Annotated in this window: 19 protein-coding genes and 1 tRNA gene; 12 read left to right on the top strand and 8 right to left on the bottom strand. The window is 67.9% G+C overall.

Features of this window, described 5'->3' with window-relative positions; translation table 11 throughout:
* Nucleotides 1-948 (top strand): mechanosensitive ion channel family protein, encoded by a 948-nt coding sequence (locus P0Y33_RS08600; RefSeq protein ID WP_279527001.1) that lies wholly within the window; start codon nucleotides 1-3, stop codon nucleotides 946-948.
* Nucleotides 949-996: 48 nt separating this feature from the next.
* Here P0Y33_RS08600 and P0Y33_RS08595 read toward each other — a convergent pair whose 3' ends face one another.
* The 3 genes from P0Y33_RS08595 to P0Y33_RS08585 are packed head-to-tail and all read right to left on the bottom strand — an operon-like array spanning nucleotide 997 to nucleotide 4,723.
* The gene (locus P0Y33_RS08595; protein WP_279527000.1) at nucleotides 997-2,034 is read right to left on the bottom strand and encodes an ABC transporter permease; all 1,038 of its coding nucleotides are present in this window, start codon (nucleotides 2,032-2,034) and stop codon (nucleotides 997-999) included.
* Complete coding sequence (locus P0Y33_RS08590) at nucleotides 2,027-3,796, bottom strand: ABC transporter permease family protein (RefSeq protein ID WP_279526999.1); 1,770 nt, start codon at nucleotides 3,794-3,796, stop codon at nucleotides 2,027-2,029. The genes P0Y33_RS08595 and P0Y33_RS08590 overlap by 8 nt, the downstream gene beginning before the upstream one ends.
* A gap of 3 nt (nucleotides 3,797-3,799) precedes the next feature.
* Nucleotides 3,800-4,723, bottom strand: a complete 924-nt coding sequence (locus tag P0Y33_RS08585; RefSeq protein WP_279526998.1) for an ABC transporter ATP-binding protein — start codon at nucleotides 4,721-4,723, stop codon at nucleotides 3,800-3,802.
* 114 nt (nucleotides 4,724-4,837) lie between these two features.
* Here P0Y33_RS08585 and P0Y33_RS08580 point away from each other — a divergent pair, with 114 nt between their 5' ends.
* Complete coding sequence (locus P0Y33_RS08580) at nucleotides 4,838-5,410, top strand: hypothetical protein (RefSeq protein ID WP_279526997.1); 573 nt, start codon at nucleotides 4,838-4,840, stop codon at nucleotides 5,408-5,410.
* A 44-nt stretch (nucleotides 5,411-5,454) separates the two neighbouring features.
* Here P0Y33_RS08580 and P0Y33_RS08575 read toward each other — a convergent pair whose 3' ends face one another.
* Nucleotides 5,455-5,871 carry a DoxX family membrane protein gene (locus tag P0Y33_RS08575; protein WP_279526996.1) on the bottom strand — a complete coding sequence of 139 codons (417 nt, stop codon included), beginning with the start codon at nucleotides 5,869-5,871 and terminating at the stop codon, nucleotides 5,455-5,457.
* Between the two features lie 141 nt (nucleotides 5,872-6,012).
* Nucleotides 6,013-6,789 (bottom strand): helix-turn-helix transcriptional regulator, encoded by a 777-nt coding sequence (locus tag P0Y33_RS08570; RefSeq protein ID WP_279526995.1) that lies wholly within the window; start codon nucleotides 6,787-6,789, stop codon nucleotides 6,013-6,015.
* A 294-nt stretch (nucleotides 6,790-7,083) separates the two neighbouring features.
* Between P0Y33_RS08570 and P0Y33_RS08565 the strand changes: the two genes are divergently transcribed.
* Entirely contained in the window at nucleotides 7,084-8,091 is a 1,008-nt protein-coding gene (locus P0Y33_RS08565) for a succinylglutamate desuccinylase/aspartoacylase family protein (protein ID WP_279526994.1), read from the top strand.
* Here the strand turns inward: P0Y33_RS08565 and P0Y33_RS08560 are convergent.
* A complete protein-coding gene (locus P0Y33_RS08560) occupies nucleotides 8,088-8,759 on the bottom strand; it encodes an SOS response-associated peptidase (protein ID WP_279526993.1) in 672 nt (223 codons plus the stop codon). The genes P0Y33_RS08565 and P0Y33_RS08560 overlap by 4 nt on opposite strands.
* Nucleotides 8,760-8,989: 230 nt before the next feature.
* Between P0Y33_RS08560 and P0Y33_RS08555 the strand changes: the two genes are divergently transcribed.
* From P0Y33_RS08555 to P0Y33_RS08525, 7 genes are all read left to right on the top strand, one after another.
* The gene (locus P0Y33_RS08555; RefSeq protein WP_279526992.1) at nucleotides 8,990-10,027 is read left to right on the top strand and encodes a restriction endonuclease; all 1,038 of its coding nucleotides are present in this window, start codon (nucleotides 8,990-8,992) and stop codon (nucleotides 10,025-10,027) included.
* A gap of 64 nt (nucleotides 10,028-10,091) precedes the next feature.
* Nucleotides 10,092-10,844 carry a DUF2797 domain-containing protein gene (locus P0Y33_RS08550; RefSeq protein WP_279526991.1) on the top strand — a complete coding sequence of 251 codons (753 nt, stop codon included), beginning with the start codon at nucleotides 10,092-10,094 and terminating at the stop codon, nucleotides 10,842-10,844.
* Nucleotides 10,845-10,896: 52 nt separating this feature from the next.
* Nucleotides 10,897-11,904 (top strand): DUF7490 domain-containing protein, encoded by a 1,008-nt coding sequence (locus tag P0Y33_RS08545; RefSeq protein WP_279526990.1) that lies wholly within the window; start codon nucleotides 10,897-10,899, stop codon nucleotides 11,902-11,904.
* Nucleotides 11,901-12,209, top strand: a complete 309-nt coding sequence (locus P0Y33_RS08540) for a hypothetical protein (RefSeq protein WP_279526989.1) — start codon at nucleotides 11,901-11,903, stop codon at nucleotides 12,207-12,209. The genes P0Y33_RS08545 and P0Y33_RS08540 overlap by 4 nt, the downstream gene beginning before the upstream one ends.
* A 55-nt stretch (nucleotides 12,210-12,264) precedes the next feature.
* On the top strand, nucleotides 12,265-13,365 hold the full coding sequence (locus P0Y33_RS08535; RefSeq protein WP_279526988.1) for a sialidase family protein: 1,101 nt from the start codon (nucleotides 12,265-12,267) through the stop codon (nucleotides 13,363-13,365).
* A 66-nt stretch (nucleotides 13,366-13,431) separates the two neighbouring features.
* Nucleotides 13,432-14,505, top strand: coding sequence for a hypothetical protein (locus P0Y33_RS08530; RefSeq protein WP_279526987.1), 1,074 nt, complete (start codon nucleotides 13,432-13,434; stop codon nucleotides 14,503-14,505).
* Between the two features lie 109 nt (nucleotides 14,506-14,614).
* Entirely contained in the window at nucleotides 14,615-15,550 is a 936-nt protein-coding gene (locus P0Y33_RS08525) for a transcription initiation factor IIB (RefSeq protein WP_279526986.1), read from the top strand.
* A 234-nt stretch (nucleotides 15,551-15,784) separates the two neighbouring features.
* On the opposite strand, the gene P0Y33_RS08520 is transcribed toward P0Y33_RS08525, so the two are convergent.
* Nucleotides 15,785-15,859: transfer RNA gene (locus P0Y33_RS08520), tRNA-Arg, on the bottom strand.
* Nucleotides 15,860-15,947: 88 nt separating this feature from the next.
* On the opposite strand from P0Y33_RS08520, the gene P0Y33_RS08515 reads away from it, so the two are divergent.
* Both P0Y33_RS08515 and P0Y33_RS08510 read left to right on the top strand, forming a co-directional pair.
* On the top strand, nucleotides 15,948-16,799 hold the full coding sequence (locus tag P0Y33_RS08515; protein ID WP_279526985.1) for a geranylgeranylglycerol-phosphate geranylgeranyltransferase: 852 nt from the start codon (nucleotides 15,948-15,950) through the stop codon (nucleotides 16,797-16,799).
* Between the two features lie 30 nt (nucleotides 16,800-16,829).
* Nucleotides 16,830-17,240: a CoA-binding protein gene (locus P0Y33_RS08510; RefSeq protein ID WP_279526984.1), complete on the top strand. Its 411-nt coding sequence runs from the start codon at nucleotides 16,830-16,832 to the stop codon at nucleotides 17,238-17,240.
* Nucleotides 17,241-17,246: 6 nt separating this feature from the next.
* On the opposite strand, the gene P0Y33_RS08505 is transcribed toward P0Y33_RS08510, so the two are convergent.
* Nucleotides 17,247-18,227 carry a PLP-dependent cysteine synthase family protein gene (locus tag P0Y33_RS08505; RefSeq protein ID WP_279526983.1) on the bottom strand — a complete coding sequence of 327 codons (981 nt, stop codon included), beginning with the start codon at nucleotides 18,225-18,227 and terminating at the stop codon, nucleotides 17,247-17,249.
* Nucleotides 18,228-18,232: the final 5 nt, after the last annotated feature.

The following is an 18,232-nucleotide window of genomic DNA, read 5'->3' as shown; positions in this document are numbered from 1 at the left end:
GTGACACGCGGCTACCTCTCGATTCTCGTCGCTCTCGTCTGTGCCGTCCTCGCCGCCGTGAGCGCGTCGGCCACGCTCCCCGGACCGATCGTCTACGGCTTCACCCCGTCCGAACTCACCTCCAAGGCGCTCGCGGGGGTCGCCGTCGTCCTCGCGGCCTACGGGACGTACGTCCTCGTCACCGGACTCGCACTCTCCCGGACGATGGACAAACGGCGCCGGCACAAGGTCCAGTCGGTGCTCCAACTCGTCTTCGTCGTGCTGGCGACGGTCGGCGTCCTCGGCGTGTTCACCCAGCAGTGGGTACCCGCACTCGTCTCGCTCGGCGTCGTCGGCTTCGCAGCCACCTTCGCCCTCCAGCAACCGCTCCTCTCGCTGTTCGGTTGGGTGTACATCATGACCAAACAGCCCTACGAGGTGGGCGACCGCATCGCCATCGAGGGGAACAAGGGCGACGTCGTCGACGTCGACTTCCTCGTCACGACGCTGTGGGAGATAAACGGCGAACTCGTCTCCTCGAACCAGCCCTCCGGTCGACACGTGACGGTCCCGAACAGCGCGGTACTGTCCGCGAACGTCGTCAACTTCTCCCGGGACGAGTTCCCGTACGTCTGGAACGAGATCTCCTTCCAGGTCGCCTACGAGACGGACCTCGAGTTCACGAAGGAACTCTTCCGCGAGACCGCCGCGGAGTACCTCGGCGACGAGATGGCGGCCGCCGTCGAGCGCTACCGCGAGCAGTTAGAGGAGACGCCGGTCGAGTTGGAGGTCAACGAGCGCCCGAGCGTCAACGTTAAACAGGAGGAGTCGTGGGTCGAACTCCGCCTGCGCTACCTCACCCGACCGCGCCGGGGCCAGCAGGTGAAGAACGAACTCTACGCGCGGGTCCTCGACCGGGCCAACGAGCACCCCGAGCAGGTGAAGTTCCCGGTGAGTCGGAACCGCTGACCGCCCGGCCGGCCCGACTCGGCTCGGGACTCGTCCGTTCGTACCTCCTCACTCCACCTTTCGGGCCGCCCGCCGGGCGAACGCGTACGCCCCGGCCGCGAGGACGACGCTCCCCGCGACGACCGCGTAGGTCGACGTCGAGGGGCTTCCGACCGCGAGTTTCGCGACCGCGTTCTGCGGCGGTTCGGGGAGGAGCGACGCCCCGCCGAAGACGAGCAACGCGCCGAACGAGTAGAGGAGTTGGGACTCCCGGCGGTTGGGCACGCGGAGCGCGAGCGCCTGGCCGGCCCCCACCAGCACCGTCGTCACCGCGGCGACGAGGACGAGGACGAGCAGCGGGTTGTGGACCGGCGTCCCGTTCGCCCAGAGGAAGGCGAACCAGAGGGCGGCCTGGGCGGGCGCGATGGCGACGAAGGCGAGCGACTTCCCGTCGACGATTTCGGGGAGCGAGAGGGGCGTCACCCGCAGCAGGTCGAGGGTGTTTCGCTCCCGTTCCTCGGCCAGCGAGTCGGCGGCGATGGAGCCACTGATGAACGCCGGGAGGAACGCGAGCAGGGGTACGAGCACCGTGTAGGTGAACCCGAAGTAGGGGTTCGCGGGGGCCTCGGGCGGGAGGTCGAGGGGCTGCCGTTCGAGACGGTGGGAGAGTTCCGCGCGACGCTGGCGCTCGAAGTCCGCGAGTGCGTCCTTCAGTTGGACGACCACGAGCGTCGTCCGGAAGCTCCCCTCCGGCGCCACCGCGTCGACGACCACCCGCCCGTTCGGACGTTCCGTGGCGAGCAACAGCGCGTCGACCTGCCCGCGTTCGAAGGCGCGGGTCGCGGCCTCGCGGTCGGCGTAGCGGGTCACTCGCCGCGCGTCACCCTCGGCGACGACCGGCGCGAGTTCGTCGGTGGCGTTGCCGGCGACGCCCACCTCGACGGTGTAGGCTCCCTGCGTGGCGCCGGGACTGTACATGGAGACGAGTCCCACCACTAGGAACGAGGAGAAGGCGGCGACGAACAACTGGATGAGCAGGGCGAGGACGATGGTCTTCTCGACGCGGAGCGACCAGAGTTCGCGGCGGGTGAGGGTGAGTCTACGCAACGGAAGTCACCACCGTGAGGTTGTACGCGACGTGGACGACGACGGCACCGGCGAGGGCGACGAGGTAGGACGTCTCGTCGCGACTCGCGCCGACGGCGCTCAGGGCGGCCGTGCCGACGTGGAGCGCGAGAGGGGCGACGAGCATCCAGAGGGGCATCCCGGCCGCCCCGACGGTCGCGAGCGTCGCGCGGCCGAGGACGAGTTCGGGCAGGCCCACCAACTGGACGACGAGTAGGAGTTTCTCGCCGACGAAGAAGCCGGCGCCCGCGAGCGCGCCGACGAGGAGTCCGGTACGGGTCGAACGCTCGAACACGCCGCGGGCGAACGCCGCGCGGACGTGGATACTCTTGGCCACCTCCTCGACCAGCGCGATGGCCACGAGGAGGACCGGCACCGAGATGCTCGTCGGCAGGACGAACAGCAGGGCGAGGGTGAACAACTCGGCGACGAGGACGAACGGGATGAACAGGACCGTCCACAGGGCGACGTCCCGCGGGCGCGAGAGGGGCGCGGCGAGCGCGTCGCCGAGTTTCGCCGGGATGGGACGCTGGGTGAAGAGGTCCTCCTCGCGGTAGATGCCGATTCCGAGGGCGAAACACACCGCGGCGGCGAGTGTCGCGGGGAGCGTCGAGAAGACGAACTCGCCCGCGCCGACGGGCTGGCCCTGGAGGTCCTGGACGACGAGCGAGAGCGGCGAGATGGCGGCGATGGGGTGGACCTCTGTGAACACCGCGGGGACGAAGGCGTAGGCAGTGAGACCGACGGAGACGGCGACCGTGACGAAGGTGAGTTCCTTGTAGGAGCGCGCGAGGAGCGCCCCGACGAACGTCGTCGCGAGGAAGAGCGCGGCGATGGGGAGGACGGCCGCGACGGTGACGACGCCGCCGCCGACGGCCGCGGCGATGACGGCGGTCACGACGGCAGCGCCGAGGAAGTAGGGGAGTGTCTTCCCGACGACGATGTCGGCCGGCGAGACGGGCGCGACGAGGAGCGGTTCGCCGCGGCGGTTGATGCGCTCGCCGATGACGGTCGACCCGTAGGCCTGGATGACGACGTTCATCGGCAGGAGGAAGGCGAACGCGAGGACGAGCGACCCGAGCGGGAACGGCGGCGTGAGTTCGCCGGGGGTCCCGGACTGGGTGCCACCGAACGCCCCGCCGGGGAGCGACGGGAAGCCGCCGAACCCGCTGCCCGCACCGTCTCCGTCACCGCTCGGCGTCGTGGTCGGCGTGGCCGTCCCGCCGGGTTCGGTCGTCCGGTCCGCGGGCGTGGTCGTCGTCGGACCGCCACCGCCGGGGGCACCGACCCGGACCACCTCGGTCTGCGAGACGTAGCGCAGGTCCACGACGACGGGGAACGCCGCGGCCTGGTCGGGTTCCTGTCTCATGAGGTAGTCGTTGTAGGCGGTGACAGCGTCACGGAGTTCGGCGAGGGCGGCCTGCCCCTTCCGGGTGTCGGCGACGCGGAACGCCCCGTCGCGAATCAGCACCTCGGCCTCGCCGGCGGCCACCATCCCCGAATCGGGGTCGACGGCGCGCAGTCGGTCGTTGCGCTGGACGGGTTCGTAGTACGGACTCGACTCGTCGACACCAACCCGGTAGATACCCTCGCCAGGGGTCGGCGGGTTCGCGGCGAGTGCGGGCGCGAGGCCGCCGAGCAGGAGCAGGACGACGACGAGTGCGACGGCGGTGCGGCGGTCGACGGCAGCCCGGCCCTTCGACACCTCCCAGCGGGCGATTCGCAGGGTCTTCTTCGCGTCCACGGGTCAGCCCTCCAGTTCGTGCTCGCCGCGCTCGACGCGCGTCCGTTCTTCCGCCGCGCGCTTCGACTCGCCCGTGATGGCGAGGAAGAGGTCTTCGAGCGAGGACTCGCGGGTGCGGATGTCGACCACCTCGCCGCCCACCCCCTGGACGCGTTCGCGGAGCGCTTCGACCTTGTCCATCGACTCCACCGTGAGTTCGTAGTGGTCGCCGACCGACTCGGCGCCGTCGAGTTGGCGGGTGAGGGCGACCCGGTACTCGACCGACCCGTACTCGCCGCGGATGTCGTCGAGGGTGCCCTTCGCCGCGACGCGGCCGTCGTGCATCACGGCGATGCGGTCGCAGACGGCTTCGACGTGGTAGAGGTCGTGGGCGCTGAAGAGGACGGTCTTGCCTTCGGCGGCGAGTTCGCGGGTGAAGTCGACCACCGTCTTCGTCGTCACGGGGTCGAGACCGGAGGCGGGTTCGTCGTAGACGAGGACGTCGGGGTCGTTGACGAGCGAGCGGGCGATGGCCACCTTCCGTTTCATCCCCTTCGAGAAGTCGCCGACGGGCCGGTCGCGCACGTCGAGGTCGAGGCGGTCGAGCGCGGCGGCGATGCGCCCGTCGGCCGTCTCGCGGGGGACGTCGTAGAGGTCGGCGAAGAACCGTAGGTACGAGCGCGGTGTCATCTCCTCGTAGAGGGGCGACTCCTCGGGGAGGAAGCCGAGGTGGTGGCGCATCGCCGGGTCCGTGGCGTCGTAGCCCGCGACCCGGACGTCGCCCGCGGTCGGTTCGACGAGTCCGCAGATGGTCTTGAGGGTCGTCGTCTTGCCGGCGCCGTTCGGGCCGACGAGACCGAACACCTCGCCGTCGCGCACGTCGAGGTCGACGCCGCGGACGGCGACCACGTCGCCGTAGGTCTTCCGGAGCCCCGAGACGGTGATCACGTTCGGGGCGGCGACCGGAGACCGTAAGGACGTTACGGCGAACTCGGTCCCCGACCCCCCGGTAGTCGCCCGCGGACCACGGAAATTACCCGGCCCCGTCCCCTACCCACGTGTATGTCGTCTTCACTCCCCTTCGACTGGTCGTCGAGCGGCGAGTCGGAGGTCGGTCTCCTCGACTACCGGGACCGCCTCCGTCGACTCGCCGGTCGGTCGTTCCTCCTCTCGGCAGGCGTCGTCTTCCTCGGACTGCTGGTCGCGCTCACGTTCGTCGCGTACCTCACCGGGTCGTTCGACACCGACCGCACGAAGCTCATCTTCGCGCTCTACGTCGTGCTCGCGACGCTGCTCTACGCGGTGACGCTCATCTGGGGCAACGTCGAACAGCGACGCTCGCGACGGGCCGAGGCCGCACCCGAACTCGTCCTCGAACCCCGCGAGGACGAACTGACCGTCAGCAACGTGGGTGCCGGTCCCGCCATCGACGCGCGGGTGGCCGTCGCCGTCGACGGCGAACGCGTCCACGACGAACTCCACCCGGTCGTCCGCACGGGCGAGACGCAGACCGTCGCCCCGCTCGACGTCGACGACGAGAGCGAGGTGGTCCTGGGCGTCTGGTCCGGGACGCGACTCACCGACGTCGAGTACCGCGTCGAGCGGACCTACGACGGCGAGACGCTCAGTCAGTAGCGCGCGGGAGCGAGCGACGGGTAGCGGGCCGTAGACAGCCCGCTTCAGAAGAGACCGACGTCGACGGCGTAGGCCCAGTTCTGCCAGCCGAGTGCCGCGATGGCGAGCGCGCCGCCCGCGATGACCGTGTTCTTCAGGAAGCCGGTCATCTCGTCCTGTTTTTGCTCCTCGGGGACGGCCCAGAAGTCGTGCATCGTCACGGCCATCACGACGAGGGCCGCGGCGACGACGATGCCCGCGAGGGTCGGGAACACCCCGAGGACGATGCCGAGTCCGCCGAGTACGAGGACAGCGCCGGAGGCGAGCACCGAGAGCTTCGGTGCGGGCACGCCCTTGTACTCGGCGTACTCCGACAGCTGTTCGGTCTGCATGAAGTGGTTCAGTCCCATGAACGCCAGCACGCCGCCGAACAGGAGCCGACCCAGCAGGAGGACGACGGCCGCGGTGCCGGTGACCGCCATCAGGCCACCACCTCCGCGTCCACGCGTCCGACGGGGACAGTCGCCGCTCGATTCACCAGTCGCTCACGGTCTCGGGTCATCACGTCGCAGACTAGTCACGGTGCCGAGAAGATGGTTGTGGCCGTCGATCACGGTGGACGCTCACGCGAGGCGCTCGGCGTCACTTCGGAGCGCCTCGTAGCGGTCGAGCAACCACTCGACCGCCTCGTCCCGGTCGTTCTCCAGGACGCCGGTGATGCCGCGCTCGCCGTGGAGGGTGGCGCCGACCCAGTCGTCCCCCCCGCGGTCGGCGACGAGGAAACTGTACCGTGGTCCCTCGTTGGCGGTTTCGTAGAGTTCGACGTTCCCCGACTGGATCGCCTCGTCGAGCGGTTCGGCGTAGTCGGTGACGAGTGTGTCGACGACGGGCGGGTTCGCGACGACCTCCAGGGAGCAGTCGCCGCCGAGCGCGACGTCGCGGTAACGTTCGACGAGTTCCGGAACGACCATCGTGGAGTAGGACAGGACGGTCGTGGACTGCTGCAGGATGTCGTCGAGGACCGAGACGGGACGGTGCGGTGCGTGTGGTTCGCTCTCGACGACCGTCGCCCCGCGGAGCAACTCGACGCAGAACGACGTGTCCGCCGGGAGCGTCTCCAGTATCGGCTCCGCTTCGTTCAACCCGGTGAGCGCGTCGACGAGTTCCTCGTAGCCGTCGAGTGCGAGGCGACCCGAGAGCGTCAGGGAGACGTCCCCGTCTCGACGTTCGAGGAACCCCGCCGATTCGAGCTCGCGGACCGCGCGGTCGACGGTCGAACGGGAGACGTCGTGGTCCTCGACGAGCGCTCGCTTCGGTCTCGGCCCGTCACGGGCCGTGCGGAGGATCTCGCTCCGTCTGGCCAACATCTCCACCACCTCCTCTGCGTCCCGCGATTCCATCCCCTGGCGATGCTAGTGGCAATTATATAAATCCAGTGAAGAGAACAATATATAATAGAGGGAAACACCTTTAACAATTGCCCGAGTGGCGAGTTTTCGTTCGACGGGTGAATTAATGGTGTGTGAACGCGTTACTTCGGACGCTGGTGTTTCGACACCGGCTGTGCCTCTGACAGCGCTCCCGGCCGCCGAAAGGCGGCCCACCGGCGCTGTACTAGCGAGTTCTCACGTCCCGTCACCCACGATAGCGACGCCGCCCGCTGCCTTCATGCCCACCGCCTACCTGTCGCCGGTATGAGTACACACTCGTTCACGTACGCCGGCGGGACCGTCGAACCCGGAACGGTCCAGCACACGACGCTCGCGGTCAGTGAGACGTTCGTCGGCGGCGACGTCGAGATTCCGATCACGGTCGTCAACGGCGAGGAACTGGGGCCCGTCCTCTTCTGCTCGGCGGCGGTCCACGGCGACGAGTTGAACGGCGTGAAGGTCGTCCACGACCTCGTCGACCGCTACGGACCGGCCGACCTCGCCGGGACGCTCGTCTGTCTCCACGTCGTGAACGTCCCCGCCTACCTCGCCCAGCAGCGCTACCTCCCGCTGTACGACCAGGACCTCAACCGCTCGTTCCCCGGCAAGGAGCGCTCGACGCCCGCCCACCGCATCGCGAACGCCGTTTACTCGGGCGTGCTCACGCACTGCGACTACGGCATCGACCTCCACACGTCGACGCGCGGGAGGACGACGACGTTCCACGTCCGCGGCCAGGTCGCACAACACGACGAGGTCGCCCGCCTCGCCGACGCGTTCGGCGCGAACCTCGTCCTCGCGGGCGTCGGCGAGGAGGAGAATTCCCTCCGGACCGCCTCCACCGCCCGCGGCACGCCCGTCATCACCGTCGAGATGGGCGAGGCCCACCGCTTCCAGGAGCGGTACATCGAGCGCGCGCTCGCGGGTATCGAGAGCGTGATGACCGACCTCGGGATGTACGACGGCGAGCGCGTCGAACGCGAGTGGGGGGTCGTCGCCGACGCCAGCCAGAAGACGTGGGTGCGCTCCGACGAGGGCGGACTCGTCGAGTTACACGTCGGCGTCGGGGACGTCGTCGACGGCGGCGACTCCATCTGTACTGTCCACGACCACTTCGCCACCGAGGAGCACGAGGTCACTGCCCCCTTCCGCGGCGTCGTCGCGGGTCTCCTCCAGAACCCCATCGCCCAACCCGGTCACCCGGTGTGTCACCTCGTCTCCGTGGACGAGGAGACTGCCGAGACGATTCGGCGGACGGACGAGAGTTCCTAGACCGGGTCGACGAGGTCCGGTCGGTCCACGGTCGGGTCGTCGACCGCCGTCGACACCCGCCGCACCGACAGGTCCGGGAGAGACGGGTCGAGCAAGTCCGCCGGGTCGTCGGCGGTCAGCCACCGGGTCGCCTCGTCGGGGTCGAGAATCACGGACGCGCGGTGGTGGTAGTCGGCGACGGCGCCGGTCGCTTCCGCCGTGACGACGGCGAACGTCCGGCGCGTCTCGGCCGTTCGGTTGGGTCCGTCGCCGGCGCTCGCGAACTCACCGAGACCAGTCTGCGTCGTCTCGGGAGTGTGAGGTTCCCACACGCCGGCCATCACGAACGGGCGGCCGTCCGCGCGCTCGAAGTAGTAGGGCGTCCCGTCGTGCCACTCGTAGAAGCCGTCGGCGGGGACGACACACCGCCGCCGCTCGTAGGCGTCGCGGAAGCTCCGCTTCTCGCGGAGGGTCTCGCCGCGGGCGTTGACGAACGCGTCCGAGTCGTCGTCGGCCCACGGAGGGACCAGTCCCCACTCCATGCTCGTGAACGCCTCGGGGTCCGCCGAGGCGACGACCGGGAGTGACTGACTCGGCGCCGCGTTGTACGTGACGGTGGCCTCACCGTCGACGACGCCGTAGCGCTCTCGGACGTCCGCCGGCGAGAACAGGGCGTATCGACCGCACATACCCGTTATAAACGAACGACCGTACATAACGGTTCGTGCGAGGGGTCATCCCGAAAGACGAGACCAGAGTGAGCGTGCGCTGAACGCGGACGCGGGCCGGGAGCGAAATCGACGGTGTCGCCGGCCCGTGCGCCCCCGAAATTCGACGCCGTCTGATAGCCCACAACCGGTGTGTCCGGTCGGCAGATAATTATTTACGTATGAGTAGAGTACGTAATAATAGATAGACCATGGCCGACACCCTCCACGAGTTCCTCTCGACGCTCCCCGAACGGACCTTCGACAGCCCCGAGGAGTTCGAAAAGGAGGTCGTTCCCGAACTCGTCCGACTGCTGGGGTACGACGAGTCGAACCTCCACTTCCAGGTGGCCATCGAGCCACAGTACGACCTCCTCCCGGACGCGGAGGTCTCCCGGCGACCGAGCAAGCGGCCCTACCTCCTCCTCGAAGCCGACTACGAGGAGGAACACATCTCCGAGAAGACTCGCGAGATGATGCGGGACTACGGGCAGGTCTCCGGCGCCGAGTACGTCGTCCTCATCGACCAGAACGAACTCGTCGTCCAGCACGACGGCGAGGGCGAACAGCGCGTCGTCGACCTGAACGACCTCGACGAGGCGACGACCTCGGGCATCGCCGAGCAACTGCACCCGCCGCAGTCGCTCCCCGACGAGCCGATCGTCGAGTACGAACCGCCCGAGGACCGCATCATCAACACCGAGCACTTCACCCTCGACCTCGACCACTACGAGAGCATCCTCGAGACGGTCCGCGACCCCGACTCGACCCAGGAGAAAGGCGAGTCCCTCGAAGAACTCGCTGCCCTCCTCTTCGACGGCATCGAGGCGACGAAGACCGTCGAGCAGAACGTCTACGGCGAGTCCTCGGAGGTCGACGTCGTCGCCCGCTACGAGGGAAAAGACGACTACACCTTCTTCGAGGAGTACAACCGCTACGTGATGGTCGAGTGTAAGAACTGGTCGAAGTCCATCGGCGCGAAGCAGATCCGCGACTTCAAGGGCAAACTCCAGACGTCGAACGTCGACCTCGGCATCTTCTTCGCCCAGGACGGCGTCACCGGTGGCTCGCGCGGCGAGTTCGCACTCGGGGAACTCGACCTCGCGTTCCGCAACGAGGACATCGCCATCGTCGTCGTCGACGACCGCGACCTGGAGTGGATTCGCAACGGGAACTCCTTCTACGACCTGCTGGAGAAGAAGCTCTACACCCTCCGCTTCCGGCGGAAGTCCTCGCTGGTCGACGCCTGAGGCGGACTCGGTCGTCGTCCGGCGAGACGGTACGGCTTTACTCGGGTAGCGTCTACCCCGACGCGTGCAAGTCGTGGGCTACGAGACCGCCGCCGGCGACGGGTCGGCCGCCCTCTACCTCGCCACGGACGGACGCGTCCACGCCGAGCCGCTGGACCCCGGCACCCGCCTGGACTACGGCCTCGGCGCTCGCCACTGCGCGGGCGCGGTCGACGGCAACACCCACTACGCCTGTGACCGTGACGACGCCCCCTACTGCGTCCAGCACGCCTCGACGTGGGTGTGTGCCCGCTGTACCGGCGACTGCCTGAAGGACGAGATGGACTGCTACGAGGACCACGCCATCTACCTCGCGGCGTTCGCGCCGGACACGTTCAAGGTCGGCGTCACCCGCGAGTGGCGTCTCGACACCCGCCTTCGCGAGCAGGGTGCCGACCGGGCGGCCCACCTCCGAACCGTCTCGAACGGACGCGTCGCCCGCGAGATCGAGGCCGACGTCGCCACGGAGATTCCCGACCGCGTCCGCGTCCCACACAAGATCTCGGGCTTCGGTCGACGGGTCGACGAGGCGGCCTGGGAGGCACTCCTCGTCGACTTCGACCCCATCGAGACGTTCGCGTTCGACTACGGACTCGACCTCGACGCCGCGCCGGTCGCCGACACCGTCGCGACGGGCAAGATTCGCGGGACGAAGGGGCGCGTCCTCTGTCTCGACCGTGGCGGCACCACCTACGCCGTGGACATGCGCGACCTCGTGGGTTACGAACTCACCGACGACGCGACGGCCGACCGGCAGAGTTCGCTCGGCGCGTTCTGAGTACGGTCCGTGTTAGCAGAAAGCATTTACTCCGTCCTTTCGACCACCGAACATGAACCGCGAGCGACTCCTCGCGGGTGCCGTCGTCGCGCTCGTCTGTGGCGCGGTACTCGCCGCCGTGTTGGTCCCCGGCGCCACCGTCTCGCCGCGCACCGAACCGGATCGACCGAGTCACCTCGACTTCCGCGAGATGACCATCTCGCCCGCACAGGTCTCGGGCGAGACGGCGACGCTCTCCGTGCGGAGCTACGTCCGCCACCGGGGCGGCACCGCCGAGAACGTCACCCTCCTCCTCCGTGCCGTCGACTCCGAGACTGGCTTCGTCACCGCGCGGACGCCCATCGACGTCGGGAACGTGAGTGCGGACGAGGAGTTGGCCATCAACGGGTCGCTCACCGTCGAACGGAGCGGGGGCTACCGAATCGACGCGATCCTCTACCGGAACGGGAGTCGGGTCTCGGTCGGCCGCAAGACCGTCAGCGGACTCAGTGCACTGACGCCCGAATACGCTCGGAGTCCGGTGCAGTTCCACGACTTCGGGCGGGTCGGACTGCCACCGGTCGCCTTCAGTATCGACTCGGCGGCGAACAACCGGACCACACTCGACGTCCACGCCTACCTGACGAACACGGGGAACCGCTCGGGCGACCTGCGGGTGGCGTTCGTCGCGCGACAGGCCGACTCGAACATCGTCGCCGACCGCGCCACGGTCGACGTCGGGGCGATTCGGCCGGGCCGCACTGTGAGCCCCTCGACGACGCTCGAAGTGCCGAGCGAGTACAACTACTACCTCGACGCGGTGCTGTGGAAGGACGGCGTCATCGTCGGCGTCGCCCGTTCGACCGCGAAGCTCGACCCGACGGAGACCGTCCCGCAGAACCAGACTCGCGAGGAGGTCGAACTGTCGGTCTCGGACTTCGAGCAGTCCTCGGAGAGAGAGACGGCCGGTGAACCCGAACGGACCAGGACGGCGTCGGGTGCTTCCCCCGGATTCGGCGTCCCCGCCGCGGTGGTCGCGCTCGCCGGGGTCGTCATCTTCACCCGGAGGTGGTCGGCGTGAGCGACGAACAGACCGACGCAGTCGAGTCTGTCGACGCCACCGAGTCCGACGAACGGGCGCTGGCGGTCGACTTGAGGGCGCGACACGTCCTCCGCTGGGCGGCCGTCGCCGGTCTCGGTCTCGTCGCACTGGTCGCGACGTTCAGCCTCTACACGAGTCTCCAGTCGATCATCGCCCTCTGGGTCGCCGACGCCTACCAACCGCTCTTCGAAGCCGTGTTCAACCTCGTCGTGTTGCTCCTCGCGGCGGGCGGCATCTCCCGACTCGCCCGCGGGTTCGGTGGTGAATCCGACTCGGAGAATTGATTTCACTATGGTGGGGACTACATTTATCTGTTTCAAGCGATAAATATTGGGTGTAATGTGGCAACTTGGCTCCGACGCGGACCGGCCCGAGTGGCACCTCGTCGAGGAAGTTCCGATTCAGAGCACCATCTACGACGTCGCGCAGACGTCCGAGGGACCCTACGCTATCGGCGACGGTGGGACGCTCATCGCGAACCGTGACAGCGACGAACAGTGGAACGTCGTCTTCAACGACGGTCCCGCGACCCGCGACAACCGGCTCACCTCGCTCGCCGTGACCGACGACGGGAAGCGACTGTGGTTCTGTGGGTCCTCCGGTGCGCTCGGCTGCTACGACGTGAAGGAGCGCCGGAAGTACGACTACTCCTACCCGCGGGAGATGACGTCGACGTGGGAGGGGCTGACCGTCGCTGGTCCCGCTGGCTCCGAGAAGATCCTCATCGCCAACGGTTCCGGTGAGGTCCTCCCGGTCTCCATCGACGGCTTCGACGTCGACTGGGGCGTCGTCAGCAAGCCCGGTAGTGGGGCGACCATCACCGCGCTCGCCTCGACCTCCGAGGGCATCGGCTACGCCATCGACCAGTCCGGGAACGCGTACCGGACGACGAGAGAAGAAGGATGGGAGGACATCGGCATCGTCAACGCCCAGGTCCGGTTCTTCGACATCTACGCCGGACCGAACGGTCGGGTGTACGTCGCTGCGGGCGACGGCCGCCTCTACCGCTACGACGACTCCTACCACTCCTGGACGCCCATCGGCGTCGCGAACGACGCCCTCCGCGCCGTCGACCTGCTCAAGGGCCAACTCGTCGTCGTCGGCGACAGCGGTACCGTCTACCAGCGGCAGATGAGCGGCCACCGCTGGGAGAAGATTCACACGCCGACGAGCGCGACCATCTACGACCTCGCGCTCGGCTACCCCGACATCGCCGTCGGGAAGAGCGGCACCATCATGACCCGGCCGACCAAGAAGAGCGCCCAGGACACGGACCTCTACGAGGGCCGCGGCGAACTCTGGGACGGCTCCGACGACGACCCCGAGAAGCAGGAACCGTCCAAGAGCGGCTCGTCGTCCGGGGACAGTACCTCCGGCGACTCGACGTCGGGTGACTCGACCACGGACGACTCGAAGAACGACGAGCAGACGTCCTCCTGACGACGCAGTTTTTTCCAGAAGTATCGGCCCCTGTTTTTATCTTCGTGAGTCTCCTTACAATTAACTATGACTTCGTGGAGTTTCGATTCGGAGGCGGAAACGGGCACGTGGGAGACAGTGAAGTCCCCGGTAGACGTCACGCTCCGGGCAGTCACCTCGACGGCGAACGGACCGTGTGCCGTCGGTAACAAGGGATACGTCATCGGCCGCTCCGAGACGGAGGGGTGGGGTGTCGTCATCGAGAACGGACCGGCCGCCGCCGAGAATTCCCTGTACACGGTCGCCGCGACCGACGACGGCAAGCGAGTCTGGTTCGCCGGCGGGAACGGCGCGCTCGGCTACTACGACCTCGAGAAACACGAGCGTCGCGACTTCTCCGAGCCGAAGGGGATGGACGCGACTATCACGTCGCTGACGGTCTCGGGCAAGCGCAGCACCGAGAAACTCCTGCTCGCAGACGACAGCGGGAACGTCCTCCCGGGCGAGATGAAGTCGGACGGCGTGACTATGGACTGGTCGCACATCTCCCAACCGGCGGGCGACAGCGCGCTGAACGCTCTCTGCTCGTCACAGCAGGGCGTCGGATACGGCGTCGACAGCAACGCGAACGTCTGGCAGACGACGTCCGACGAGGGGTGGGAGCGCGTCGGTATCGACGACGCGAGCAACAGTTTCTACGCCGCGGCCGCCGACGGCGGGCGCATCCTCGTCGGCGGTGGGAACGGCCGGGTCTACGTCACGCCGGACTTCAAGGTGTGGACCCCGTTCAACGTGGGGAACTTCACGGTCGAGACGCTCGACGTCGACGGCGACGAGATGATCGCCGCCGGCGGGAGCGGCAACATCGTCTACCGGATGGGCGAGAGCGACTGGCAGAACGTCGAGTGGAGCAAGTCGAAGACGATTCTGGGCGTGGTTCTCGGTCAACCCAGCGTCGGCGTCGGGAAGGGCGGCACCATCGTCGAGCAGAAACCCGACGACGGCGACTCCTGGGGCGGCCCAAAGAACCCCGACGACGAACCTGACTCGACGAGTTCGACGAGTTCGACGTCCGGTGGTTCCTCCTCGGATTCGACGTCGGGCGACTCCACCAATTCGACGGAAGAGCAGCAGTACGACGAGGACAGTACCGCCTCCTGACGAGAACGGCGGACGCAGTGGTGTTCCGGCTCGTTCCCAGTTCGTGAGAATCACGCTCCGGCTATTTTACCCTGTACTCCAACTCATCTGGTAACGACCACCCGAAACCATGTCATCAGAGCCTCTCCGCGCTGAAACGGCGAGTACCGTCGACACTACCGACGCCTGTCCCGAGTGCGGCGGCGCGCTCGCTCGCGACGACGGCCGGGCCGAAGTCGCCTGTACGGAGTGTGGTCTCGTCGTCGACGCAGACCGGGTCGACCACGGTCCCGAGTGGCGCTCCTTCGAGGAGGACGAGGGGAAAGGACGGGTCGGCGCACCGCTCACCCAGCGGGTCCACGACCGCGGACTGAGCACGACCATCGGGTGGCGAGACGCCGACGCGAGCGGGAACGCCATCACCGGACGCCAGCGCGAGCAACTCCGTCGACTCCGGAAGTGGAACCGCCGGTTCCAGACCCGCGACGCCGCCGACCGAAACCTCCGCCACGCCCTCGGCGAGATCGAGCGGATGGCCGCCGCGCTCGGACTGCCGGAGTCGACCCGCGAGGTCGCCAGCACCATCTACCGGCGGGCGCTGGAGGCCAACCTCATCAAGGGCCACTCCATCGAGTCGATGGCCTCGGCCAGTCTCTACGGCGCGGCCCGCCAACAACACATCCCCCGGAGCCTCGACGAACTGGAGACGGTCAGCCGGGTCGACCGGAAGCGGATCCAGCGCTCCTACCGACGGGTCGCCCGCCAACTCGGCCTCGAAATCGAACCGGCGGACCCGCGTGCGTACACGAAGCGCTTCTGTTCGGACCTCGACCTCTCCTCGGAGACCGAACGACTCGCCGTCGACCTCCTCAACGCCGCGACCGCCGCCAACTTCCACAGCGGGAAGTCGCCGGTGAGCCTCGCCGCCGCCGCGGTCTACGCCGCCGCCCGGATGACCAACGAGTCCCGCACGCAGCAGGCCGTCGGCGAGGTCGCGCAGGTCAGCGAGATCACGATCCGGACCCGCTACCAAGAACTCGTGGAACTGTACGAAGAACAGGCGTAGGTGAACCGCCAACTGGCCGCCGCCGAACGCGGCGCCAGCGGCACTGCGTGAGTCGGCCAGGAGGCCACCTCTCCGACTCGTCCGGTAGGTCGATGCAGGAGTGTATAAATCTGTGTCTGGAGGTAACTCTGTACGGGTACGTGTGCGTCCGAAGACCGAGGAGTGCAACTGAATCAGGTTACGTCGGATTCGAGAACCTCGGGACGGTCGGCGTCGAAGTGTGACGGAGAACGATGGGCGCTGCAGGATTTGAACCCGCGGCATCTTGGTCCGAAGCCAAGTGCTCTGTCCAAGCTGAGCTAAGCGCCCGCACTACCCCCTATGGTGACCACTGCTTTAAACTCCCTGATTCGTCGGAGACGGCCCCTTTTTATCACCGGACTCGCGTAGGGAAGGTATGACCAGCAGTCTCCGGGCCTACGTCGAACTCACCCGCCCGGTGAACACCGTCGCCGCGGGCGTCCTCACCGCCATCGGCGCGTTCGTCGCCGGTGGCTTACTCGCCGAACCCGTGCAGGCCGCGGCCGCCGTCGTCGCGACCTGGTTCGCGACGGGGGCGGGCAACGCCATCAACGACTACTTCGACCGCGATATCGACCGCATCAACAACCCCGAGCGTCCCATCCCGCGGGGTGACGCCTCCCCGCGCGGCGCACTCGCCTTCAGCGTCGTGCTATTCGCGGGCGCCGTCGTCTCCGTCGTGGCGTTCCTCCCGCTGCTCGCCATCGCCATCGCCGTCGTGAACCTCCTCGCACTCGTGACGTACACGACCGTCTTCAAGGGACTCCCCGGTGCGGGGAACGCCGTCGTCGCCTACCTCGGCGGGAGCACGTTCCTCTTCGGTGCGGCCGCGGTCGGAGACCCGCTGGCGGGCGTCGTCCTCTTCGTCCTCGCCGCGCTCTCGACGTTCACCCGCGAGGTCGTCAAGGACGTCGAGGACGTCGAGGGCGACCGTGAAGAGGGGCTGAACACGCTCCCCATCGCCGTCGGCGAACGACGGGCGCTCTGGGTTGGTGCCGTCGTCCTCGTCGTCGCCGTCCTCGCGAGTCCGCTCCCCTACCTCTGGGGGACGTTCGGTCTCGCCTACCTCGTCGCCGTCGCGCCCGCCGACGTGGTGATGCTCTACGCCGCCCGCCGCTCGTTCGACGACCCCGCCGCCGGCCAGTCGCTCCTGAAGTACGGCATGTTTCTCGCCGCGGCCGCGTTCGTCGTCGGCCGGGTCGCCCTCGCGGTCCGAGCCCCCGCGTAACTTTTTGTGCGTCGCCGCCTCGGTTCACCTATGCCGATAGAGAGTGACGAAGAACTCCGCGAAGTCCTCGACTACGAGAACGTCGCCGTCGTCGGCTGTTCGAGTACGCCGGGGAAGGACGCCCACGACGTGCCGAAGTACCTCCAGGAGCACGGCTACACCGTCGTCCCGGTGAACCCGTACGCCGACGAGGTACTCGGACGCGAGGCCTACGACTCCCTCTCAGAGGTCGAAGAACGAGTGGACGTCGTCGACGTGTTCCGGCCGAGCGAGGAAGTCGCGGGCATCGTCGACGAGGCAATCGACCGGGACGACGTGAAGGCCGTCTGGACGCAACTGGGCATCCGCGACGACGAGGCGGCGGCGAAGGCCGAAGACGCGGGCCTCCGCGTCGTTCAGGACAAGTGCATCAAGGTCGAACACCGTCGGTTGCTCGGGTAGCGCGGCCTACCCCTCCCACTCGGTGAAACTGCCGTAGATGTCCTTCGAGAGGTAGCGCTCGCTGGAGTCGGGGAAGAGCGTGACGACCGCGTCGCCGGGAACGTCGAGTTCGCCGTCGGCGATGCGTTCGGCGGTCCCGCGGGCCGCGACGCTCGCGGCTCCCGCGGAGGAGGCGACGAGGTGTCCCTCCTCGCGGGCGAGGCGCTTCAGTTCGTCGTGGGCGGCGCGGTCGGCGACCTGGACGATCTCGTCGACGAGTTCGGGGTCGAACAGTTCGTTCGTCGTCGGATCGTGGGTGCCGATGCCCTCGATCTTGTACTCCTCCTCGGGGACGTCTTCGCCCTTCGTCTCCGCGTACAGCGACCCCTCGGGTTCGACGGCGACGACGTGCGTGTCGGGGTGCTGCTCGCGGGCGTAGCGAGCGACGCCCATCAGCGTCCCCGCGGTCCCACAGCCTATGACGATGGCGCCGACGTCGCCGTCGAGCGCCTCGTAGATCTCGGGACCGGTCGTCTCGTAGTGGGCCTCGGGGTTCAGTGGGTTCGAGAACTGCTGGGGGACGACCGCGTCGTCGAGTTCGGCGGCGAGTTCGTGGGCGCGCTCGATGGCGCCGTCCATCCCGTCCTCGGTCGGCGTGTTGACCACGTCCGCGCCGAGCGCGCGCATGAGTTGTTGTTTCTCGACGCTGAAGCGCTCGGGGACGACGAACACCGCGTCGACGCCGAGTTGGCCCGCCGCGACCGCGAAGCCGATGCCCGTGTTCCCGGCGGTGGGTTCGACGATGGTCCCGCCCTCGGGGAGGTCGCCGCGTTCGAGCATCCGTTCGAGCATGTACTTCCCGATGCGGTCCTTGACGCTCGCCCCGGGGTTGAACGTCTCTACCTTCGCGTAGACCGGGACCTCGTCCGGACTGTCGTGGACGCGGACGAGCGGCGTCTCGCCCACGGTCTCCAGCACCGAGTCGAGGGGCTCGCGGTGGGTCGTCATCTAGG

The sequence above is a fragment of the Halospeciosus flavus genome (assembly GCF_029814175.1).
Classification (GTDB): Archaea; Halobacteriota; Halobacteria; order Halobacteriales; family Halobacteriaceae; genus Halospeciosus; species Halospeciosus flavus.
The sequence above is the reverse complement of the archived record's forward strand: the minus strand, read 5'-3'. Positions and strand labels throughout refer to the sequence as shown.

Coding starts and splice junctions, on each gene's coding strand:
- P0Y33_RS08580 (WP_279526997.1), top strand. CDS start 4,838: ATGTCGTCTTCACTCCCCTTCGACTGGTCGTCGAGCGGCGAGTCGGAG.
- P0Y33_RS08575 (WP_279526996.1), bottom strand. CDS start 5,871: ATGGCGGTCACCGGCACCGCGGCCGTCGTCCTCCTGCTGGGTCGGCTC.
- P0Y33_RS08570 (WP_279526995.1), bottom strand. CDS start 6,789: ATGGAATCGCGGGACGCAGAGGAGGTGGTGGAGATGTTGGCCAGACGG.
- P0Y33_RS08565 (WP_279526994.1), top strand. CDS start 7,084: ATGAGTACACACTCGTTCACGTACGCCGGCGGGACCGTCGAACCCGGA.
- P0Y33_RS08560 (WP_279526993.1), bottom strand. CDS start 8,759: ATGTGCGGTCGATACGCCCTGTTCTCGCCGGCGGACGTCCGAGAGCGC.
- P0Y33_RS08555 (WP_279526992.1), top strand. CDS start 8,990: ATGGCCGACACCCTCCACGAGTTCCTCTCGACGCTCCCCGAACGGACC.
- P0Y33_RS08545 (WP_279526990.1), top strand. CDS start 10,897: ATGAACCGCGAGCGACTCCTCGCGGGTGCCGTCGTCGCGCTCGTCTGT.
- P0Y33_RS08535 (WP_279526988.1), top strand. CDS start 12,265: ATGTGGCAACTTGGCTCCGACGCGGACCGGCCCGAGTGGCACCTCGTC.
- P0Y33_RS08530 (WP_279526987.1), top strand. CDS start 13,432: ATGACTTCGTGGAGTTTCGATTCGGAGGCGGAAACGGGCACGTGGGAG.
- P0Y33_RS08525 (WP_279526986.1), top strand. CDS start 14,615: ATGTCATCAGAGCCTCTCCGCGCTGAAACGGCGAGTACCGTCGACACT.
- P0Y33_RS08515 (WP_279526985.1), top strand. CDS start 15,948: ATGACCAGCAGTCTCCGGGCCTACGTCGAACTCACCCGCCCGGTGAAC.
- P0Y33_RS08510 (WP_279526984.1), top strand. CDS start 16,830: ATGCCGATAGAGAGTGACGAAGAACTCCGCGAAGTCCTCGACTACGAG.
- P0Y33_RS08505 (WP_279526983.1), bottom strand. CDS start 18,227: ATGACGACCCACCGCGAGCCCCTCGACTCGGTGCTGGAGACCGTGGGC.